This is a genomic window from Parafrankia sp. EUN1f (assembly GCF_000177675.1).
Classification (GTDB): domain Bacteria; phylum Actinomycetota; class Actinomycetes; order Frankiales; family Frankiaceae; genus Parafrankia.
Genome location: NZ_ADGX01000045.1, coordinates 22892 through 41623 on the forward strand (window position 1 = coordinate 22892; position 18732 = coordinate 41623).

The 18732-nt window shown below is 71.3% G+C and carries 14 protein-coding genes and 1 riboswitch; of the genes, 7 read left to right on the forward strand and 7 right to left on the reverse strand.

The features are described from left to right. The first annotated feature begins 40 nt into the window (after nt 1–40). Nucleotides 41–709, forward strand: coding sequence for a PHB depolymerase family esterase (locus FREUN1FDRAFT_RS15570; protein ID WP_006541057.1), 669 nt, complete (start codon nt 41–43; stop codon nt 707–709). 1054 nt (nt 710–1763) lie between these two features. On the opposite strand, the gene FREUN1FDRAFT_RS15575 is transcribed toward FREUN1FDRAFT_RS15570, so the two are convergent. After that, entirely contained in the window at nt 1764–2750 is a 987-nt protein-coding gene (locus FREUN1FDRAFT_RS15575; RefSeq protein WP_006541058.1) for a C40 family peptidase, read from the reverse strand. Between the two features lie 125 nt (nt 2751–2875). Further along, nucleotides 2876–3043, reverse strand: a riboswitch (cyclic di-AMP (ydaO/yuaA leader). A gap of 395 nt (nt 3044–3438) precedes the next feature. Continuing rightward, nucleotides 3439–3828, reverse strand: coding sequence for a hypothetical protein (locus FREUN1FDRAFT_RS15580; protein ID WP_006541059.1), 390 nt, complete (start codon nt 3826–3828; stop codon nt 3439–3441). 1935 nt (nt 3829–5763) lie between these two features. On the opposite strand from FREUN1FDRAFT_RS15580, the gene FREUN1FDRAFT_RS15585 reads away from it, so the two are divergent. Then, nucleotides 5764–7587, forward strand: a complete 1824-nt coding sequence (locus tag FREUN1FDRAFT_RS15585) for a DUF4139 domain-containing protein (protein WP_006541060.1) — start codon at nt 5764–5766, stop codon at nt 7585–7587. On the opposite strand, the gene FREUN1FDRAFT_RS15590 is transcribed toward FREUN1FDRAFT_RS15585, so the two are convergent. Then, nucleotides 7536–8072 carry a hypothetical protein gene (locus tag FREUN1FDRAFT_RS15590; RefSeq protein WP_232295210.1) on the reverse strand — a complete coding sequence of 179 codons (537 nt, stop codon included), beginning with the start codon at nt 8070–8072 and terminating at the stop codon, nt 7536–7538. The two genes, FREUN1FDRAFT_RS15585 and FREUN1FDRAFT_RS15590, sit on opposite strands and share 52 nt — an antisense overlap. 159 nt (nt 8073–8231) lie before the next feature. Here FREUN1FDRAFT_RS15590 and FREUN1FDRAFT_RS15595 point away from each other — a divergent pair, with 159 nt between their 5' ends. From FREUN1FDRAFT_RS15595 to FREUN1FDRAFT_RS15615, 5 genes are all read left to right on the forward strand, one after another. Beyond that, nucleotides 8232–9020, forward strand: a complete 789-nt coding sequence (locus tag FREUN1FDRAFT_RS15595) for a hemerythrin domain-containing protein (RefSeq protein WP_006541062.1) — start codon at nt 8232–8234, stop codon at nt 9018–9020. Between the two features lie 159 nt (nt 9021–9179). Further along, nucleotides 9180–10370 (forward strand): PP2C family protein-serine/threonine phosphatase, encoded by a 1191-nt coding sequence (locus tag FREUN1FDRAFT_RS15600; protein ID WP_035951743.1) that lies wholly within the window; start codon nt 9180–9182, stop codon nt 10368–10370. Nucleotides 10371–10381: 11 nt separating this feature from the next. After that, nucleotides 10382–12022: a CHASE3 domain-containing protein gene (locus FREUN1FDRAFT_RS15605; RefSeq protein ID WP_006541064.1), complete on the forward strand. Its 1641-nt coding sequence runs from the start codon at nt 10382–10384 to the stop codon at nt 12020–12022. Beyond that, entirely contained in the window at nt 12019–12465 is a 447-nt protein-coding gene (locus tag FREUN1FDRAFT_RS15610) for a response regulator (protein WP_006541065.1), read from the forward strand. Before FREUN1FDRAFT_RS15605 ends, FREUN1FDRAFT_RS15610 begins: the two co-directional genes overlap by 4 nt. Before the next feature lie 26 nt (nt 12466–12491). After that, nucleotides 12492–13190: a TIGR03085 family metal-binding protein gene (locus tag FREUN1FDRAFT_RS15615; protein WP_006541066.1), complete on the forward strand. Its 699-nt coding sequence runs from the start codon at nt 12492–12494 to the stop codon at nt 13188–13190. 46 nt (nt 13191–13236) lie between these two features. Here the strand turns inward: FREUN1FDRAFT_RS15615 and FREUN1FDRAFT_RS15620 are convergent, their stop codons facing one another. From FREUN1FDRAFT_RS15620 to FREUN1FDRAFT_RS15635, 4 genes are all read right to left on the reverse strand, one after another. After that, complete coding sequence (locus FREUN1FDRAFT_RS15620) at nt 13237–14094, reverse strand: glycoside hydrolase family 26 protein (protein WP_006541067.1); 858 nt, start codon at nt 14092–14094, stop codon at nt 13237–13239. Beyond that, entirely contained in the window at nt 14091–14411 is a 321-nt protein-coding gene (locus FREUN1FDRAFT_RS46330; protein WP_006541068.1) for a hypothetical protein, read from the reverse strand. Before FREUN1FDRAFT_RS46330 ends, FREUN1FDRAFT_RS15620 begins: the two co-directional genes overlap by 4 nt. Nucleotides 14412–15344: 933 nt before the next feature. After that, complete coding sequence (locus tag FREUN1FDRAFT_RS39845) at nt 15345–17861, reverse strand: ABC transporter permease (protein ID WP_006541069.1); 2517 nt, start codon at nt 17859–17861, stop codon at nt 15345–15347. Beyond that, nucleotides 17861–18730: an ABC transporter ATP-binding protein gene (locus FREUN1FDRAFT_RS15635; protein ID WP_006541070.1), complete on the reverse strand. Its 870-nt coding sequence runs from the start codon at nt 18728–18730 to the stop codon at nt 17861–17863. The genes FREUN1FDRAFT_RS39845 and FREUN1FDRAFT_RS15635 overlap by 1 nt, the downstream gene beginning before the upstream one ends. Between the last annotated feature and the right edge of the window lie 2 nt (nt 18731–18732).

Consider the following 18732-nt stretch of genomic DNA (forward strand, 5'->3'; position numbering starts at 1 on the left):
AGGACGCGCTGCTTCGAATCAGGCGATTTCCGGGCGTGGGGTGTGGTTCGGTTGCATCGTGGCGTCGAATCCCCTTGCCGGTTGGTGGGGCAAGAACAAGAGAAACGTGATCATCATTGGCGTCGTGCTGGTGGTCGTCTGGTGGCTGGCCGCGGGAAGGGGCCATCCAAAGGTCGAAAAGGCGACCATCCCGGACAGCTATCCCTCGGCCGGCCGGGAACTGCTCGTCCAGGCGCCCTCTGATCCGGGCGACCCGTTGCCGTTGGTAATCATCCTGCACGATGACAATTCGGATGCGAAGACGTTGGAAGAGGGGAGCAAGGTGTCCTCGCTGGCGAATCGCAAGGATCTCGCGCTCGCTTTCCCGGAGGCCGTCGCCGGAACCTGGCGACTGGACGACCCGAAAGGCGCGGACGTGCAGTACCTGAGCGATGTCGTGCGCTATATGGACGAGAAGCGGTCCGACATCGACCTGGACCGGGTGTACCTCTGGGGCATGGGCGAGGGGGCCCGGCTGGCGCTGCTCGCGGCCTGCACCTCGGCGACGCCCATCTACGCCGCGGTCGGCGTGGTGGGGCAGTTCGACACCGAGCCCGGGCCGACCTGCGACAACGTCACCCCGCATGGCCGGTTCGCCGAGACCGAGTGGGACAAGGGCGTCACGGATGCCCTGTGGAAGTTCTCCCGCGACCTGCACCGGACCGTGTGACGACAGTCCGGCTCGACGAGACGGGTGTGACGAGGACGGGTGCGGGGTGCGGGGTGCGCGGTCGGCCCCGCATCTGACCCCATCGGCCCCGCATCGGCCGCCACGTCACGCTCCGGCCGAGTTGCTCTAGTTGCAAAGAACTAGTCACTTAGCTCGGATGTCCGGCGGCGGCCGAGGATGTCGCAGAGCCGCTGGCCAATTCGGGTCTTGCGGATCCGGTGGAGTGTGGATCGGCGGGCCTGCCGGTCAGGCCCCTCGGCTGGCTCCAGGGGGCGCTGGGGGCGCTGCCTCCGGGCCGTCGGCGCCGGGTGCGGATTCCTGTTCGGGCCCCGACCGTGATCCTGGTGAGGAGTCACGGCCGGGGCCCGCGTGGCCTGTCGGCGTCGCCGGGAGGGGGTAACGGCGCCGAAGGCCACAAGGAGGCCGGGTGGCGGAGGGTCCGCTGGCCGCCGGTCCAATGGGGGGGGGATCGGAACGGCGACCAGCGGAGTCCGAGGCCTTCCGGCCGGATGGACGTCAGATGGGGGGGGATCTGACGTCCATCCCACCGGAAGGATCTACGATCTGCGGATCCGGGTGGGTGGCACGTGTGGTTCTGTTTTGTTTGTGTGGCAGGCGTTGATGCCCGATGGTCGCATTCTGGACGGTTTGCGCCGCATCTACACCGCTTATGCCGAAGTAGAATGATGTCGCAACGGCCTAAGCGCCGGAAGTGTCGAGACGGTCACGCGGCGAGCGCGAGTCGCGCGGCGTCGGGCACTTCCCGGCAGTGCGGGCAACGGGGCGTGCTCGCAAGTCTGCGGAAGGTGAGGCTGCGGTCCGGTGCAAGGGACCACACGTCGGATCTGGTGACCGCCGGGCCGGAGTCAATCCCGACCAACCCCGACCCGGCGGCGGGAGCCGGGCGCGACCGGAGGGGGAGATCGCGCGGCGGCTCGTTCCGAGGACAGGGCGATCCGTGCTGCCCCGTCAGTGTGTGCGGCTTATCAGGTGAACAGGGGGGAGCCCGGAGCCAGCCGGCAATGCAAGGTGGGCCGGCCGGTACTCACGGTGCTCAGGCGACGCGGCCGACCAGGTACGAGGTGGTGTAGATCGTCTGCAGCTTGACGACATCGCCGCTGTGCGGGGCGACCCACATCTTGCCGTCGCCGGCGTAGATACCGACGTGGTAGATGTTGCCCGGGGTGCCGAAGAAGATCAGGTCGCCAGGCGCCTTGTTGTACTGGGAGATGTGCGTGGTCGCCGCGTACTGCTGGTCCGTCGTACGGGGCACGCTCTTGCCGAGCTGCTTGTAGACGTACTGCACGAGCCCGGAGCAGTCGAACGAGTTCGGGCCTTCCGCGCCGTAGATGTACGGCTTGCCGGCCTGGAGCGATGCCAGGTAGACGGCCTTCTCGCCGACCGTGTTCGCCCCGACGTTGACGCTGACGACGGGCGTGTCGACCTCGACGGTCGAGCGGACGGCCTGACGGGAGGCCTGCGCCGGCACGGGGGGACGAACCGTCAGGGTGGCGTCGTTGTCGGAGTGGGCGGACTGCAGCGAGTCCGTGCCGTCGAAGATCGCCGTGACGTTGGTGGTCGTCAGGACTCGGGCCGTGTAGGAGGCCTGGCCCCGGTCGTCCGTGGTGAGGTGCAGGAAGGTCGCCCACCCGGTGGGGAGCTTGACCTGGACCTTGATGAGCTGGTCGGCCAGCGGGGCCTTGGTCTGCTCGTCGTAGAGCGAGAAACCGATGTCGACCGGCTCGTTCGCGTTGACGGTGACCTCGGGGTTGGTTACCCGCAGGCCCACATCGACCTTCGAGGAGAGGGTCGGCGCGGAGATGTCGGTGGTGGCGTCCAGCACAGTGGTGGACCCACTACCGGCCACGGACGCTACCTGGATGGCCCCGTCGACGGCCAGCCGCGAGCCGATCTGCGTCGCGAGGGTCATCGGGGCGGTGTTCGACGCATCATCAAACGCAGCGTCCGCGTTGATGTCCGGAGCGCATCCGGCGAGCGCGACCCCGGAGACCGCTACGGTCCCGGTGGTGACGGCGGCCACAGCTCGGGCTCGGGCTCTTGCTCGACTCGACGCCGTAGGGGCTGACGGTGCCCGGTGGCGGCCACGGCCTTCCTGCTGCCGGCGTCTCTCGGTATCAAGCTGCACGCTTTGCGCAGACAACGTTGCGTTCCTTCCCGTACGCCTGCGAGGTGAGCTGTCGGGTTCGGGCTGGGCTGCCCGGTCCGTCGCGCGACCTTCGTGCGATGGACTTCACCCCTAGACCCGCACCACTACTTGGTGCCGGTCGGTGGAGGTGGGTCCCCCGCTCCTGCCCGAGGTGACGACTCGGAGGGGACACCGGGGCCGCGGGCAGGATTCGGCGTTCGGCCCGGTGTTGTCGTGACGTCGCAAGCGAGACTAGTCCACACGGATGGTGTGGGTAAACACTAGTCCCCCCCAACTACACCGAGTGTGCAAAGAAGTGCCCCTTGCGGGAGCGCATCTGCCCAGGTCAGAGGGGGTGCTGAGCTTCACGTCACGTTTTTGGACGGCCACACGAGGATCACGGACAAACACTTTAGGTGACGAGAAGTTCCGAACTGACAGCCCGCAACGGACGCCGGAGCGGGCGGTGAAACCCGGCCATGGAGGGGTGAGGCTCGGCGCGGACGGCGGCTCAGAGTGGACGGGCCGGCTTGGCGTGGACGGGCCTGTCCAGGGGAACGGTTGCTCGGCGCGGACGGCCGGCTCAGCGCGGACGGCCGCTCCGGCGGCTCAGGAACCCGGAGTTGTGGAGCACCTGCAGCTCGATCGCGAGCTGTGTCACCTCGGGCGGAAGCGTGCGGTAGCTGCTCTGCATGGCCTCGACGGCCGCGCGGGCGTGCTCGGCGAGATCGTCCAGGGCCTGCTGGCGTTGACGCATCCGGGCTCGCTCCTCCTGGAGCGTCCGGACCGTGTCCTCCTGCCACTGCCTGGTGCGGATGATGTGCTCGCCGGCGTCCGCGGCCTGGCGCTCGGCGTCCTCCAGGCGGCTGAGCAGCGCGTCCAGAGCCTCCAGGCGGCTGGCGAGCTCAGCCATCAGATCGCCGCGGCCGGGCAGGAGTGAGAGCTCGTGTCGCCTCGGCTGGGGGTGCGTCATGGCTGACTCCGGCCGCGGCCTGCGGTGCGGGCCTGCTGGAGGGGCGTCGTGATCCGGGCGGAAGGCAGCCTTGAGGCGCGCCATCGCCCCGCTCTCAACCATCGCCGAAGTTCCGACACGGTTGGTTACGTTAGTCGACGCATGGATTTTAGGCGTGCGGTCGGCAGGATCCGGCACATAGTCAACGGACGGCGGCGCGTGTCGGGGCCACCAGACGGGTGTCGACCAACGGATGCACCCGACGAGATGGATCATCACCGGTTGCCGTGTGATCCAGCGATCAGAGATCTCCGTGTCGACAACGGAAGGTTTCGGATGTGACGGAACGAAGTGGCGGGCCAGTGGCTCGCGCCGTTCTGGCCACTGGATGCCACCCGACTGATCGTCACAATAAGTGACGCGACTTGTGGTCTGCGATCGATCATGATGGCTGTCGTGGCCCCGTAGCACGGGCGGGGCGCGAGTGGCGATGGCCGGCGGGGCGATCGTGGCTGATGCCCGGTCATCCTCATCATCAGTGTGCAGCCGATCCGTGTGGGTCGTGTCGGTGGATCCGGGTGGCGCCGTGTGGAGTAAGTATGTGATCCGGTTTTGACGGTTTCCTAAGAATGGGATCCTGTCACGCAATCACGTCGATCAAGGTCGGTTAATCGGGTGGGCATGGCTGGGATCGCCGCTGACGGGCGAGCCCGGGCTGCCCAGCCGAAGTCGCTCGCCCGGATCGGCCGCTTCTCGGGATTTTTGCCACCCGCGACCTGGCGACCATAGTCCTCAGGTCTTGCGCGGCAGTAGTGGCGGCCACGGCGGAAGCTCGAAGCCGCGGTTCGAAGAGTCGAGGATTGTGGCCGTTCTCGCGACCATAACCTTGAGGTCCTGCCCGGCAGTAGTGGCGGCCACGGCGGAAGCTCGAAGCCGCGGTTCGAAGAGTCGAGGATTGTGGCCGTTCTCGCGACCACAATCCTCAGGTCCTGCCCGGCAGCTACGGCCGCGCTCGCGAGTAGCCCCGCGGCCGAGGAGATCGCCCGCCCCTGAACCGTCACCACCAGCGGCAACCACCAGACCCCACCCCGATCCTGCAGCGATCGTCAGAAATCCCCGGCGCGATCTGCGACAGGCTCATGGGGGCACATTTTCGTCTGCCAGATGCTCGCGGCGTGTGTCGGGCAAGCGCTGACCAGTTTGGCCCACGGCAGCGCCGTAACAGCCAGGGCGGTTCGCCCGCATCTCTCGGCATTGCTGTGCGCGGCGGCTGCGGCCCCGCGCCACGGCGGCCCGCAGCTGTCGGGTGACCTGCTCGATGCTGCTCTTCCCGGCGGGAAAAGAGACCGGCCCGCCGCCGGGCGGTAAGCCTTTCGTCGGTCGGTCCGCCTGTCCGGTGCGGCAGTTCGGCGCGGCAGTTCGGCGCGCGACTTCGCACCGGCACGGACGGAAGACCCGTCCCGGTGGATTGTCCGTGCTGCGATGGTCGGTGTCGGATCCGATCATCGGCACCGGCCACGGCGGTCGGGTGCTTGGGCGCGCGATGAGATGGTCAGGTTGGGGAGATTTGCCGCCGGGCGGGAGATCGGCGGGAGGGAACCGGACGGGCGCCGCGTGTGGCCGTGCTGTCGACCTGCCCCGTGGCCGCCGCCGGCGGATGGATCAGGCCGCGCGCCGCCGGTGGCCGGGCGGCCACCCTCGTCGTGTCACACGGTAATCGTGACTCGCGGCACGATGATCGAGACCGGTGACGCTGCGCGCCGGTCGACCCACCCGGCGGTCGACGACGACTCGCGGCCAGCGGGGCCGTGCCGCAGAACCCGACCGGGGGCACGGCGCGGCGGCGGGGCTGCTCCGACGGGTGGGCCCGACCGAGCCCGTCCAGACCCGGCCAGGGCTGACCAGGGTCTACGGGCCACCGGCGATCAACGATCGTTTTGCCCGTAGGGTGACCGCATGGCTGCCGTGGCGGACGACACATCGGACACCCCGAACGAGGCTGACGCGGTCGACGAAGCCGCAGCGGTCACTGAAGCCGCAGCGGTCACTGAAGCCGCAGCGGTCACTGAAGCCGCAGCGGTCACTGAAGCCGCAGCGGTCACTGCAACCGCCGCGGTGGCGCTGGACGCGCCGATCACAGCTGTTGTCGTCTACCCCACGGCCGCCAGGGTGACCCGTCGGGGCCCACTCGATCTTTCCGCGCTGCCGGCCGGTGTGACCCGGGTCGAGGCAGCCGTGAGCGGCCTGCCCATCGGCCTCGACGAGAACTCGGTGCGCGTAGGCGGGACGGGCCCGGCCCGGGTACTGGGTGTGCGGGTGGTGTCCCAGGCGCGGGCGACAACGGATGCCGGTGCCCTGGCAGACCTGCGTGCCCGTCAGGACGAGCTGCGCGCGCTGCTGGCCGAGATCGGCGACGAGGACGAGACCGAGCGGGCCCGCCGTACCTTCCTCGATGTCGCCGCCAGGGTGGGGGCGGGCGCGCTGGCCCGCGGCTTGGCCGCCGGCAGCGGACGTCCGGCCGGCCCAGGGGACGTCGACGCCGCCGGCCAGCTGGTCTCGGTCGGCGATGCGTTCGCGGCACAGATCGCCGGTGTGCACGCACGTCGGCGGGAGCTGGCCAGGCGGCGAGAGGAGGCGGAGAAGGAACTGACGATGATCGGCCGGATGATCGAGTCTCGTGGGGCGAAGCCGGTGCCCGACACCCGCGCGGTCCTCGTCGATCTGGAACTGCCCGCCGATCTGGAACTGCCCGCCGACAGCGACACCGCCGCCGAGATGGAGGTCTCCTACCTGGTCGGGTCGGCGTCATGGGTGTCCGGCTACGACGCGCGGCTGGAAGGTGAGCGGGTGACGCTGACCTGGTTCGCGATGATCAGCCAGCGGACGGGTGAGGACTGGCCCGCGACCGATCTTCGACTGTCGACCGCCCGTCCCGCCAGCGGATTCACGCTTCCCGAACTGGACCCGCAGTTCGTCGACGTCCGGCGTACGCCGGAGTCCATGCACATCCGAGGGGCGCTCGCGGCCCCGGGCGGGGCCCCGGTACTGGTCGGCGGCATGCCCACCGAGGCGGGCGCCGCGATGCCACTCGCCGCGGCGCCTCGGCGGGCACCCGCACCGGCGCCGCCGATGGTCGCCGCCACGGCGGTGCTGGAGTCGGCGGGCGCGGCGTCCACCTACCGTCCCCCGCGCCCGGTGGCCGTGCCCGCCGACGGCGACCCGCATCGTGCGACGGTGGCTGTGATCGAGCTCGACGCGGTTCTCGACCACCTGACCGTCCCGAAGCTGGCCGCGGAGGCCCACCTGCGGGCGGCGGTCGTGAACACCTCCGCGCACACGCTCCCGGCCGGGCGGGTGTCGGTCTTCCACGAGCGGGAGTTCGTCGGCACCAGCAGGCTGGACCTCATCCCGCCCGGCGGCGAGCTGGAGCTGCAGCTCGGGGTGGACGACAGAGTGAAGGTCGAGCGCAAGCTGGCTCGCCGGAGCACCGGCCGGCGCATGGTCGGCAACGTCCGCCGGACGGACGTCGCCTACACCATCCTGGTGACCAACTACGCGTCCATGCGGGCCCGGGTGACGGTCCGCGATCAGGTGCCGGTGCCGCGGCACGAGAGCATCACCGTGCGGGACGTGTCAGCCGAGCCGGCGGCGGCCGAGCACACCGAGCTGGGGCTGCTGACCTGGAACCTGGAGCTTGATCCGGGCGCGAGCCGGGAGATCCGGCTCTCCTACCGCCTTGAGCATCCCCGCGGGGCGGAGATCACCGGCTGGGGCGACTGACCGGTCGCCCGGGGCGGCTGACCGCCCGTCCGAGGAGTCTGACCGGCGGTTCGGGACGGCTGACCGGCGGTTCGGGACGGCTGACCGGCCGTTCGGGACGGCTGGCCGGCGGTTCGGGGTGGCTGGCTGGCCGCGAGGCCCCGTGTCCACCCGCCCTCCTCGATCTCCGCGGTGCCGTCGATCACCGCCCAGTCGATCACGGTGCTGGCCGGGACGACCACGGGGCTGCCCATCCGGATGTGGACCAGGGCCGGGTGCGCGCCGTCGTTGAGGCTGCGGCCGTGAATCGTCCGCGGATCCGGCCAGGTCGACACGATGGCCCACAACGCCTCGACCCCGCCGGGCACGGGAAGCTGGTGCCTGATGATCAGATGGCCGAGCGGTGGGAGCTCCCCGTGGGTCAGGCGTCGGCGGGCGTGGCCGAGTCGCGAACGGGCGACGGTGATCGCCTCGTTCAGAGTGGCCGGTGCGACGCTGCCAAGCATGTACTGAACAGTAGCTGACTCCATCCGGTCCGTAGGCATCCTCCGGCGTTGATCGGGGAAGAACCAGCATTTCCGGCGAAGTTGGGTGCGCATGGTGTTCGTCCGGTGTGAATGCGTCCGGGGGGCGGCCGGCGTAGCTTGGACGTACGGGAGGCGGTTATGGCTCACCAGGATGAGGCGACCAGCGCCAGCACCGGTACGGAAGTCGGCACCGGCGGTGGCGGCTCGGGCGGTGGTGCGGATGTGTCCACACTCTCGGGCCTGGTGCATGAGACGCACCGTGATGCGGCTGATCTTTTCGAGCTGGCCAGGCAGGAGCTCGCGAAGAACACCGGCAGCCGACAGAGCCCGTCGGCGGATCCACGGCTGGCCCTGCATGCGATCGACGCCGCCGTCGCCGCGTTCAGCGCACACCTGAGCGTCATGGAGGGCGTCGTGTACCCGACAGCTGCCACGGCGGTTCCGGACGGGCCGGCCCGAACCGCGGCGCTGCGCGAGACCGCCCGCGAGGCGGCCGGCATGATGCGCGGGATAGAGCAGTATGTGCAGGGAGACCGGTACCAGCCCGGCAGCGGGGTGTCCGAGCTCCGCGCCAACCTGGTGGAGCTCGGGCAGGCGCACGCCCGAGCGGAGGAACGGCTGCTGAGCGATCTCGAAGAGCGGCTGGCCGGTCCAGAGCTGCTGCGGCTGCGCGAGGACGTCCAGCGGGCGATGCGGCGCGCACCGACCCGCCCGCACCCGCACCTTGGGCATCGGGCGGGCGTGGCGAGCCGTCTCGCCGCCCGGCTGGCCGGCCACTGGGACCATCTGCTGGACACGATGGACGCCCGCGCGGTGGCGGGCCGTCCCGTCCGCGCGCCGGCGCCGGCCGGTCTGTGGGGCTGGTACCTGCTTGGGCGCCCGACCAGTGACCAGGCGCACCCGGGCACCGGAACTTCCGGAGATTGAGTCCGTAAGCACACGTTCCGCCGCGTGGCCGGCGCTACGTTCTCCTTGTCAGCTGCTAAAACGTTTGCTTGTTACCTGTCAGTATCTGTTGGTTGCCCGCCGATCAGCGTGGCGTCGCCCCTGCCTGGAGAGAAAGTGACGGCAAGCGAGATCCCTGCCATGCGGCCATCCGCGGCCGAGGGCGAGGCGGCACGCCTGGCGGGCGTGAACTGGCCGCTGCTGCTCGTCGAGGACGACGACGGCGATGCGTTCCTGGTGTCGGCCCTGCTCGACGAGGTCTCCGCCCCCGTCGAGGTCACCCGGGTGAGGACGGTCGCGGAGGCCGTTCTACGAACCCAGAGCACCGCCTGCGTCCTGCTGGACCTCGGCCTGCCCGACAGCGAGGGCCTGTCCGCGCTGGAAAGGCTGTTGTCGATCGACGGCGGGGCGCCCGTCGTCGTGCTCACCGGTCTGGTGGACGAGCACCGGGGTGCCGAGGCCGTCGCCGCGGGCGCGCAGGACTATCTGGTGAAAGGCCAGGTGGAAGGGCGGGACCTGGTCCGTGCCGTGCGCTACGCGATCGAGCGTGAGCGGGCCGACACCGCGGCGCGGGCGTTGCGCGAGTCCGAGCTGCGAGCGGATGAGAAGGCCCGGCTGGAGCGCGGCCTGCTGCCCAGGCCGCTGATGGACGACGCGACGCTGGAGCACCGGACCCGCTACCGGCCCGGACGAAGGCAGGCGCTGCTCGGCGGGGACTTCTACGACATGGTCTCCACCAGGGACGGGACCGTCCACGTGCTGCTCGGCGACGTCTGCGGGCATGGCCCGGACGAGGCGGCGCTGGGTGTCAGCCTGCGCATCGCCTGGCGCACCCTGGTGCTGGCCGGCGTCCCGGACGCCGACCGCCTGGGCTTCCTGCAGGAGGTGCTGGTGAGCGAGCGGGAGCACGACGAGATCTTCGCGACGGTCTGCGCCCTGGCGATCTCGCCGGACCGGCGCAGCCTGCGGATGACCCTGGCCGGGCATCCGCCGCCGGCGTTGCTGTCTCCGCGGATCACCGCTCTGCCGGGCGAGGTGGTCGGTCCTGCCCTGGGCATCCTCGACGAGCTGGTGAGCGACGAGGTGACGGTCGAGCTCGGGGAGCAGTGGGCCCTGCTGCTCGCGACGGACGGCCTGCTGGAGGGGCGCGACGGGCCGGGCGGCGAACCACTCGGCTGGGAGGGGGTGCTTCCGGAGGTGGCCGACCTGTGGCCCCAGTCCGGTCCCGACGATCTGCTCGACGCGCTGATCGACCGGGTGGAGGAACGTAACGGCGGCCCGTTGACCGATGACGTGGCTCTGCTGCTGCTCCAGCGGGTGCTGCCCGCGTGAGCGCCGCGGCGATGCGGGGCTGGCGGCTGCGCCGGCGGCTGGGCGCGGTCTACGGCGCCGTGGCCGTCATCCTCCTGCTCTCCGCGGGCATGATCGGCTGGTCGATGGTGCGCCTGGACGACGCCATCCACGTCCGCAGCGACATCCTCGCCCCGGTGCAGGTCGGCACCGTCCGGCTGATCTCGAGCCTGGTCGACCAGGAGACCGGCGTCCGCGGCTACGTCCTGGAGGGCGACGCCCGGTATCTCGATCCGTACACGCAGGGGCGCGAGACCGAGAACGAGCTGCGTGCCAGCCTCGCGGCCAGGGTGGCCAGCCGCCCCGACCTGCAGCGTGGGCTGGCAACGCTGGAGCAGCGCGTCAACGAGTGGCACAGCGACTATGCCGACCCGGCGATAGCCGCGGTGCGCACCGGTGGCGTCGACGCCGCGAACCGTCTCGACCCCACGGTCGGTAAGGTCCGGTTCGACGCGGTGCGGGCCGCCGGCACCGCGCTGGACGACGCGGTGCGGGCCGCGGCGCGGCAGGCCCGTGACAACCTGAGCGACGCGGTGCGCACGCTGGTGATCTCGCTTGTGGTCGCGGCGGTGGCGCTCGTCGTGTTGCTGACGCTCATCTTCCGCGCGCTGCGGCTGTGGGTGACCCGGCCGCTGGAGACCGTCGGGGCGGATGTGCGCCAGGTCGCCGCCGGCAGCCTGGGGCACGCGATCGGGCCCACCGGACCACCCGACATCGCGTCGCTGGCCCGCGACGTCGAGCTGATGCGGCTGCAGCTCATCGGCGAGCTGGAGACGGCGCGGGAGGCACGGGCCTCCGTCGAGGCGCAGGCGGAGATCCTGCGCCGCTCCAACCGCGACCTGGAGCAGTTCGCCTACGTCGCATCGCATGACCTGCAGGAGCCGCTGCGCAAGGTGGCGAGCTTCTGCCAGCTGCTGTCCCGCCGCTACGGCGACCAGTTCGACGAGCGCGGGAGCCAGTACATCCACTTCGCGGTGGACGGTGCCAAGCGCATGCAGCAGCTCATCAACGACCTGCTCGCGTTCTCCAGGGTCGGCCGCAGCACCGAGAGCTTCGTGGACGTCGATCTCACCGACGTCGTCGAGCGGGCCCGGGCGACCCTGTCGATCGCGCTGGAGGGCAGTGGCGGGGAGGTGACCTCGACCGGGCTTCCGACGGTTCCCGGCGACCCCGTCCTGCTGACCCAGCTGTTCCAGAACCTGATCGGGAACGCGTTGAAGTTCCATGGCGAGCAGCCGCCGCGGGTGCGGATCGGGGCGGTGGAGCGCCCGGACGAGTGGGAGCTGTTCTGCGCCGACAACGGCATCGGCATCGAGCCCGAGTACGCGGAGAAGATCTTCGTCATCTTCCAGCGCCTGCACGCGAGGGACGCATACGAGGGAACCGGGATCGGCCTCGCGCTGTGCCGCAAGATCGTGGAGTTCCACGGGGGGCTGATCTGGCTGGACAATACGGTGGAGTCCGGCACCACCTTCCGCTGGACGTTGCCGAAGCGCCGCACCGTGGTGTTGCCCACCGATCTGGTCCCGCACGGCAACTCGACGGAGCCGTCGCCCCCGTCGCTCCTCCCGCAGCCATCGCCACCCGCGCAGTCCTCGCCGCCCGCTCTGCCGAAACCAGGAGGTCCGTCGTGACCCAGCCCCAGCCTGTCGTCCCGGTCGAGGTCCTGCTGGTCGAGGACGACCCGGGCGATGTGCTGATGACCCGCGAGGCATTCGAGGACCACAAGCTCAAGAACAACCTGAACGTGGTCAGCGACGGTGTCGAGGCACTGGCCTACCTGCGGGGCGAGGGCGCGTACGCGGGAGCGACGCGGCCCGATCTCATCCTGCTCGACCTGAACCTCCCACGCCGGGACGGCCGGGAGGTGCTGGCGGAGGTCAAGTCCGACGAGCAGCTGCGGCGCATCCCGATTGTCGTGCTCACCACCTCCGAGGCGGAGGAGGACATACTGCGCAGTTACGACCTGCACGCCAACGCGTACATCACGAAGCCGGTCGACTTCGAAAGGTTCGTGTCGGTGGTCCGCCAGATCGACGACTTCTTCATCACGGTCGCCCGGCTTCCCACTCAGTAGTCGCCTCGTCTGCCTAAAGTCACCGCATGGCTGCTGGGCGCGCAAGGGTGAGACGGGAGATTCTCGCGGACCTGCTTCGTGACCTCGGGCCGGCCAGCCCCACGCTGTGCGCGGGCTGGAGTGCGCACGACCTGGCCGCTCACCTGGTCACCCGGGAGCGGGTGCCGTGGGCCGGCCCCGGTCTGGTCGTCGGCGCGCTGCGCGGCCTGACGGAAAGTGCTGAACGGGCGACGATGCGTGCACACAACTACCCCGAGCTGGTCGAGATGTTCCGCGGCGGCCCGCCCTGGTGGCACCCGACCCGGTTCGGACCCCTGGACGACGCGGCCAACCTGGTCGAGTTCTTCGTCCACACCGAGGACCTGCGCCGGGCCGCGCCCGGCCGTGTCCCGGCCGTCGCGGACGTCCCGGCCGGTGCGGACGACGCGACTCTCGATCGGGATGCCATGTGGGCCGCGCTGCGGCTGATCGGGCTCGCCGAGTTCCGGCACAGCGCGGTCGGCGTGGTCGCGGAACGGACCGATGCGCCCGGGCGGCTCACCCTGCGCCGCCGGGAGCCGGTCGTCGAGATAGTGGGCCCGCCGGAGGAGCTCCTGCTCTTCGCCTTCGGGCGGTACGCCGCGGCCCAGGTCGAGCTGCGGGGCACGCCCGAGGCCGTCGCGGCCGTCACGGCGCGAGCTGTCGCGGCGCCGGCTGGTGCCGGCAACCGGGAGACCGCCCGCTGAACCTCCTGCCGCGCGGATCGGCGGCAGGAGGTTCGGTCGCTCGCTGCTACCAGAGCGAGGCGTAGAGGGCTGAGCTGTTGGGATTCTCGTTGGGGTTGATCAGCGACGAGTGCACGTTCCCGGCGCGGGAGTCCTTGAAGTAGGTCTCATAGGCCAGCACATCCGCGTTCGCGCGGAAGGTGTCGTACATCTTCTGGATGTAGACCGGGTTGTCGCCGCCGGCCTGCCCGGACCGGCCCGCCTCGGTGCCCGAACTGGCGACCAGGCCCCATTCGGGGACGGAGAACTGCTTGCCGTTCGCCCGGGCGAAGGCGATGGCCGCACACAGGCCCACCGCCTGGAAGCACTGCTTGTCGAAGATCTCCGCGGTGGTGCTGGCGGGCCACTGGTCGTAGGAGTCGATGCCGATGATGTCGACGTACTCGTTACCGGGGTAGGCATCCCAGGGGCTGGAGCTGTGCGCGTTCATCGCCCAGTCGAAACGGGCCTGCGGGTCCGTCGAGCGGACGGCGGACACAACCTGGCGGTAGCAGCTCGCCCAGGCGCCCGGGTTGCCGCGCACCGACCATTCGAACCAGGTGCCGTTGAACTCCCAGGCGAGCCGGATGATGGTCGCCGGCCGGCCCTTGCTGACCAGCCAGCGGCCGAACTCGGCCCAGTGGCTGTTGTAGGCACCGGACGCGCATGCGGAGATGCTGCCCTGGCCGGTGGGGAAGAAGGGCTGGGAGATCACCCACGTGCCGGCGAAGCCGGCGAACTTCTCCGTGCTGCCGCCGAGCCACGGATGCGTGATCGTCTCCCAGCTTCCCCTGTCGGCGAAGGTCAGGACGACGTTCACCGCCGATCCCCGCAGTGCCTCCCAGTCGCGCACCGTGGTCAGGTTGTTCGCGTAGACGCCGCTCATGCCACCGGGCACCCTGCCGCCGCCACCACCGGAGGGGGTGTTGGAGCCGGCCGCGCCGAGGGCTGTGCGCGGGGGGTGGTGGGCGGTGTGGTCGCCGCGGGTGGTGTGGTCGCCGCCGCCGTCGTCGCGACGGGGGAGGGGCTCAGGCTCGGGCTCGGCGACGGGGACGTCGTGTCCTGGCCGCCGCCGGTGTTGACGTCCGGGCGGGCTTCCCGGAGGTCCTTGGGGTCGATGGCCGATGCCTCGACGACGGCCGAGGAATCACCGTCCCGCTCCGGGGCCAGCGTCCATCCGACCGCCACCGCGACGAATGCCATGATGCTCAGCGAAGCTATCCAGGCGGGATTTCTGACTGGACCACGCCATCGACGGCGCAATCCGGACGGTTTTCTGCGCGGGCTGGGCTGGCCCTCCGCACGATGTCTCACCGCGGACATCCCTCCGTGCCCGGCCGTGACGTGCCGGGCGGTGTCGTTGTGGACCCCCCGATCCCACCCGCCTACTCCTGAGCGGACGACCCTCCACAGGGCTTGGTCTGACGAAACTCCTACTGGTCACCCTGACGTGACTAGACAGTTGTGACGGCAGCGTACACGGAGGTGGGTGGCCACGTAGGCGGGGGGAGCTATCCCGCACGGACTGTCGCTCTGCGTGAGCGATGGTTGTTTCGGGCCGCACCTTGTCGTCTGGCCGACACCTTGCGGTGATTCTGGCGTTGATTCGGCACTCAATTTGTTAATTGAACTTGCTTCGCGGCCAGGTGGTGGTGATGCCGCAACCGAACAGGTGCGGAGGGTCTGGCCCCCGCCCGGCCCTGGTTCCGCTGTCACCGCACATACGCCTGTGGGGTAACGATGCGCATGCGCGTAACAGCGGCGACCCCCGACCCGGCGACCCGGGCTGGCGACCCCCGGGTCGGCGACCCGGCCCGGCGAGCTCCGGCCCGGCGAGCTCCGGCCCGGCGACCCTGATCCTCGGACCTTGCTCTGCAGCAGTGGCGGCCCGAAGTCGCGGCTCGAAGATCTGAGGATTCTGGTCGTTGGGCCGCGATCTTCAGATCTTGCTCGGCAGCGGCAGCGGCAGCGGCAGTAGCAGCGGCAGCGGCAGTAGCAGCGGCAGCGGCAGTAGCAGCGGCAGCGGCGGCGGCGGCAGCGGCAGTAGCAGCGGCAGCGGCGGCAGCGGCGGCGGCAGCAGCGGCGGCAGCGGCAGCGGAAGTGACGACAGTCTGCGGCTCAGGATTTCCTGCGGAGTCAGTCCCAGCGCAGCAGGTGCGAGACCGGCCGCGCGGCGAGGACGCGGGCGGCGAGGCCACCGGCGGCCGCGCAGGCGAGGGGGGTCACCACGAGGCCCAGCAGCACGCCGAGGCCCGGTCCGTTCCCGTACCCCGGGCCCATCCCGATGCTGGCGGAGACGAGATCGCTCAGCACACGGAAGCAGACCAGGCCGAGCGGGATCCCCACCGCCAGACCGAGCATGCCGAGCGCGGCGCCGGCCACCGCTCCCTGCCCGACGAGCTGGCGCGGGGTGAGCCCGAGCGCCCCGAGAACACCCAGCGCCCGCCCGTTCTCCCGATTGCCGGCGAGCAGGGTGGAGAGCAGGTTCACCAGCGCGACCGCGGCGACCAGGCCGGCGATCGAGAGCATGGCCGTTCGGACCATGGCGAGACCCTCGGTTGAGCTGTCCTGCAGCTCGAGCGGGACGTCATCACCCACGGCCTCGCTGAGCTGGTCGGCGAGCGTCGCCGGGCTGACCGACGGCCCGGCTGTCAGCCGGAAGACCGTCGCCACGGCACCCGGTTCGGTGCGGCGCAGCTCCGCCATCGGCAGCAGCAGGATGTCGCCGGTGTCCTCGGTGGTCCGGTACCAGCCGACCACCCGAGCGGTGTGGGCGGCTCCGGCGACCTCGAACGCCACGGTGCCGCCGACTGTCAGGCCGTGGTCGGCGATCAGCCCGTAGCCGACGGCGACCTCGCCCGCGCCGAGCGGAAGCCGCCCGGCGCCGACCTGGTAGGCCGGCGGGCCACCGTCGAAGGCCCGGGCCAGCACGGTCTCGCCGCCGAGGTTCGCCGGGCGGTTGGCCTCGGCGTACCAGCTCGCGACTCCCGGCGCGGCCCGCACGACCGAGCCGATCCGCGCGGCCTCGGCGCCCCGCGCGGCCTCGGCGCCCCGCGCCCCCGCGACGTCCGGTGCTGCTGCGACGTCCTGTGTGGCAGCACCGTCCTGTGTGGCGGTGCTGTGCTGCGTGCCGCTGCCGTCCTGCGCGGGCGCGCTGTCCGAGGCCTGCGCGCTCACCGTGACGTCCCAGGGGCTGCCGGTCTGGAACGGGTCGGTCGCCGCACTTTCGACGATGCGCAGGAATCCACCGGTCACGATGAGGCCGACGACAGCGACGACGACGGCCAGCGTGCTCAGCCCGGTGCGGGCAGGCCTGGTGGCCAGCGGACCCAGCCCGAGCAGGCTCAGCTGTGCCGGCACCCGGGTCGCCGGCCCCCGCGACCACAGCCTTCCGACCGACGGGCTGTCGCGCAGCGCCTCGGTGACCGGTGCCCGCGCGGCCCGGACGGCGGGGCTGATCGTCGCGATGATCAGCACCAGGCTCAGCACGCCGGCGGTGAGGAGCAGGTCGGCCACCGACCACACCGGTGCGGGCCGGCCGGCGAGCGGCGCCGCGCCGAGATCGAGCAGCGGCGAGACGAGGGAGCCCAGCGCCCACCCCGCGGCCGCCGCGGCGAGGCCGAGAACGAGGTGCTCGCCGACGAGGGCGGCGACGATCTCCCGGGGCCGGCAGCCGACCGCGCCCAGCACGGCGATCTCCCGCCGCTGCCGGATGACCCGGATCGTCATCGTCCCGGCGATGACGATCGCGCAGGCGACCAGCAGGAAGACACCGAAGGCGGAGACGAACCGGCCGAAGATCCGGGACGCCACGAGGATGTCCCCGCGGGTGTCCGGCCATGTGTTGGTCCAGCCGGCCAGGTCGGGATGGTCACGCTGGAGGCGTCCGGCCAGCTCCTCGGGGTCGGTGCCGGGTGCGGCGTCGAGCAGATACCTGGTGGACGACGCCGTCCCCGTCGGGTCGAGCCGGCGCACCCCGAACGAGCTGGCGAACATGCGGATCGGGTCGCAGTCCGGAAAGGCGCAGTCGGTCAGATCGGTAGCGGTGCCGACCACGGTGAACGGGACGTCCGCGCCACCGGAGGTGCGCAGGGTGACCGCCGACCCCGGCACCAGTCCGAGATGGGTGGCGGCGCTGCGCTCGACGACCAGCTCACCCGGGCCGTCGAGCCACCGGCCGGCGGTCACCTGGGAGGCGCCGACCACCTGGTCGGGATCATCGGCCGCCGCCACCTCGGCGGACTCGAGGTCCGCCGGCCCCGTGCCGGTGACCAGCTCGCCGTCGACGACGCGCTGCGGCCCGGCCACCGCCCGGACCCCGGGCACACCGGCCAGCGTCGCGGCACCGTCCCGCGTGGTGGCCGTGGTGGCCGTGGTGGCCGTGGTGGCCGTGGTTCCCGGGGTTCCCGGGGTGACCGCGGTGGCCGCGGTGGCCGCGGTGGGCTCCGCGGGAAGGCCCCGGGCCTGGACGACGACGTCGGCCACGTTCGTCCGTTCGGCCAGGTCGTCGAGCCGGCCCTCGCCGCCGCGGGCCACGCTCACCCCCGCGGTCAGCCCTGTCGCGGCGATGACGAGAACCAGGAGGAGCACAGCGGTCCCGGCACGGCCGCGGCTGCGCAGCCCCGCCATGGTCAGGGCGATGATCGCACTCATCACCAGCTCCCAAGGCCCAGCAGGTCGACGTCGCCGGTGCCGGTGCCAGCCGGTTCTGGGCCTTCGGCGTCGTCGCCCGAGCTGGAGCCGGCCGCCGCGGTGGCGCCGGGGCCGGGGCCGGGCAGGACCCCGACCACGCCCCCGCTGTCGGTCAGGCCTCGGGGGCGCCGTTCGTCGGTGACCTTCCCGTCGCGGAGGAAGACGATGCGGTCCGCGGTGGCCGCCACCGCGTAGTCGTGGGTCACCATCACGACCGTCCGCCCGCCTGCGTTCTCCGTGCGCAGCAGATCGACGACCGTGCCCGTGGCCTCGCTGTCGAGCGCGCCGGTCGGCTCGTCGGCGAGCAGCACGTCGGGGCGGGTCGCCGCGGCCCGGGCGATCGCCACCCGCTGCTGCTGGCCACCCGACAGCGTGGCCGGCAGCGCCCGGGCGACGTCCGACAGGCCGAGCAGGTCGAGCAGCTCCTGGGCCCGGGCGCGGGTCGCCCGCCGCCCGGTGCCGGCCACCCGCATGCCCAGCTCCACGTTGGCCTGCACGGTCAGGTGGGGGACGAGGTTGTAGGCCTGGAAGACCAGCCCGACCCGGTGCCGGCGAGCGAGGGCGCGCCGGCCAGCCGAGAGCGCGCTGATCTCCTCCCCGGCGAGGCGGACCGACCCGGAGTCGGCCGTGTCCAGCCCGGCGAGCAGGTGCAGCAGGGTCGACTTGCCGCAGCCGCTCGGCCCGACGATCGCCACCCATTCCCCGGGCGCGACGCTCAGGTCCACCCCGCGCAGGGCGACCCGCTTCGCCGGCGCCCGCCCGAACGCCTTCGTCAGCCCGGTCACCTCGATGATCGGCGTTCCCGCCGAGCTGGACGGCTTCGGCTCCATGA

Coding starts and splice junctions, on each gene's coding strand:
- FREUN1FDRAFT_RS39845 (WP_006541069.1), bottom strand. CDS start 17,861: ATGAGTGCGATCATCGCCCTGACCATGGCGGGGCTGCGCAGCCGCGGC.
- FREUN1FDRAFT_RS15605 (WP_006541064.1), top strand. CDS start 10,382: ATGCGGGGCTGGCGGCTGCGCCGGCGGCTGGGCGCGGTCTACGGCGCC.
- FREUN1FDRAFT_RS46330 (WP_006541068.1), bottom strand. CDS start 14,411: ATGGCATTCGTCGCGGTGGCGGTCGGATGGACGCTGGCCCCGGAGCGG.
- FREUN1FDRAFT_RS15635 (WP_006541070.1), bottom strand. CDS start 18,730: ATGGAGCCGAAGCCGTCCAGCTCGGCGGGAACGCCGATCATCGAGGTG.
- FREUN1FDRAFT_RS15600 (WP_035951743.1), top strand. CDS start 9,180: ATGCGGCCATCCGCGGCCGAGGGCGAGGCGGCACGCCTGGCGGGCGTG.
- FREUN1FDRAFT_RS15590 (WP_232295210.1), bottom strand. CDS start 8,072: ATGCTTGGCAGCGTCGCACCGGCCACTCTGAACGAGGCGATCACCGTC.
- FREUN1FDRAFT_RS15580 (WP_006541059.1), bottom strand. CDS start 3,828: ATGACGCACCCCCAGCCGAGGCGACACGAGCTCTCACTCCTGCCCGGC.
- FREUN1FDRAFT_RS15620 (WP_006541067.1), bottom strand. CDS start 14,094: ATGAGCGGCGTCTACGCGAACAACCTGACCACGGTGCGCGACTGGGAG.
- FREUN1FDRAFT_RS15595 (WP_006541062.1), top strand. CDS start 8,232: ATGGCTCACCAGGATGAGGCGACCAGCGCCAGCACCGGTACGGAAGTC.
- FREUN1FDRAFT_RS15585 (WP_006541060.1), top strand. CDS start 5,764: ATGGCTGCCGTGGCGGACGACACATCGGACACCCCGAACGAGGCTGAC.
- FREUN1FDRAFT_RS15615 (WP_006541066.1), top strand. CDS start 12,492: ATGGCTGCTGGGCGCGCAAGGGTGAGACGGGAGATTCTCGCGGACCTG.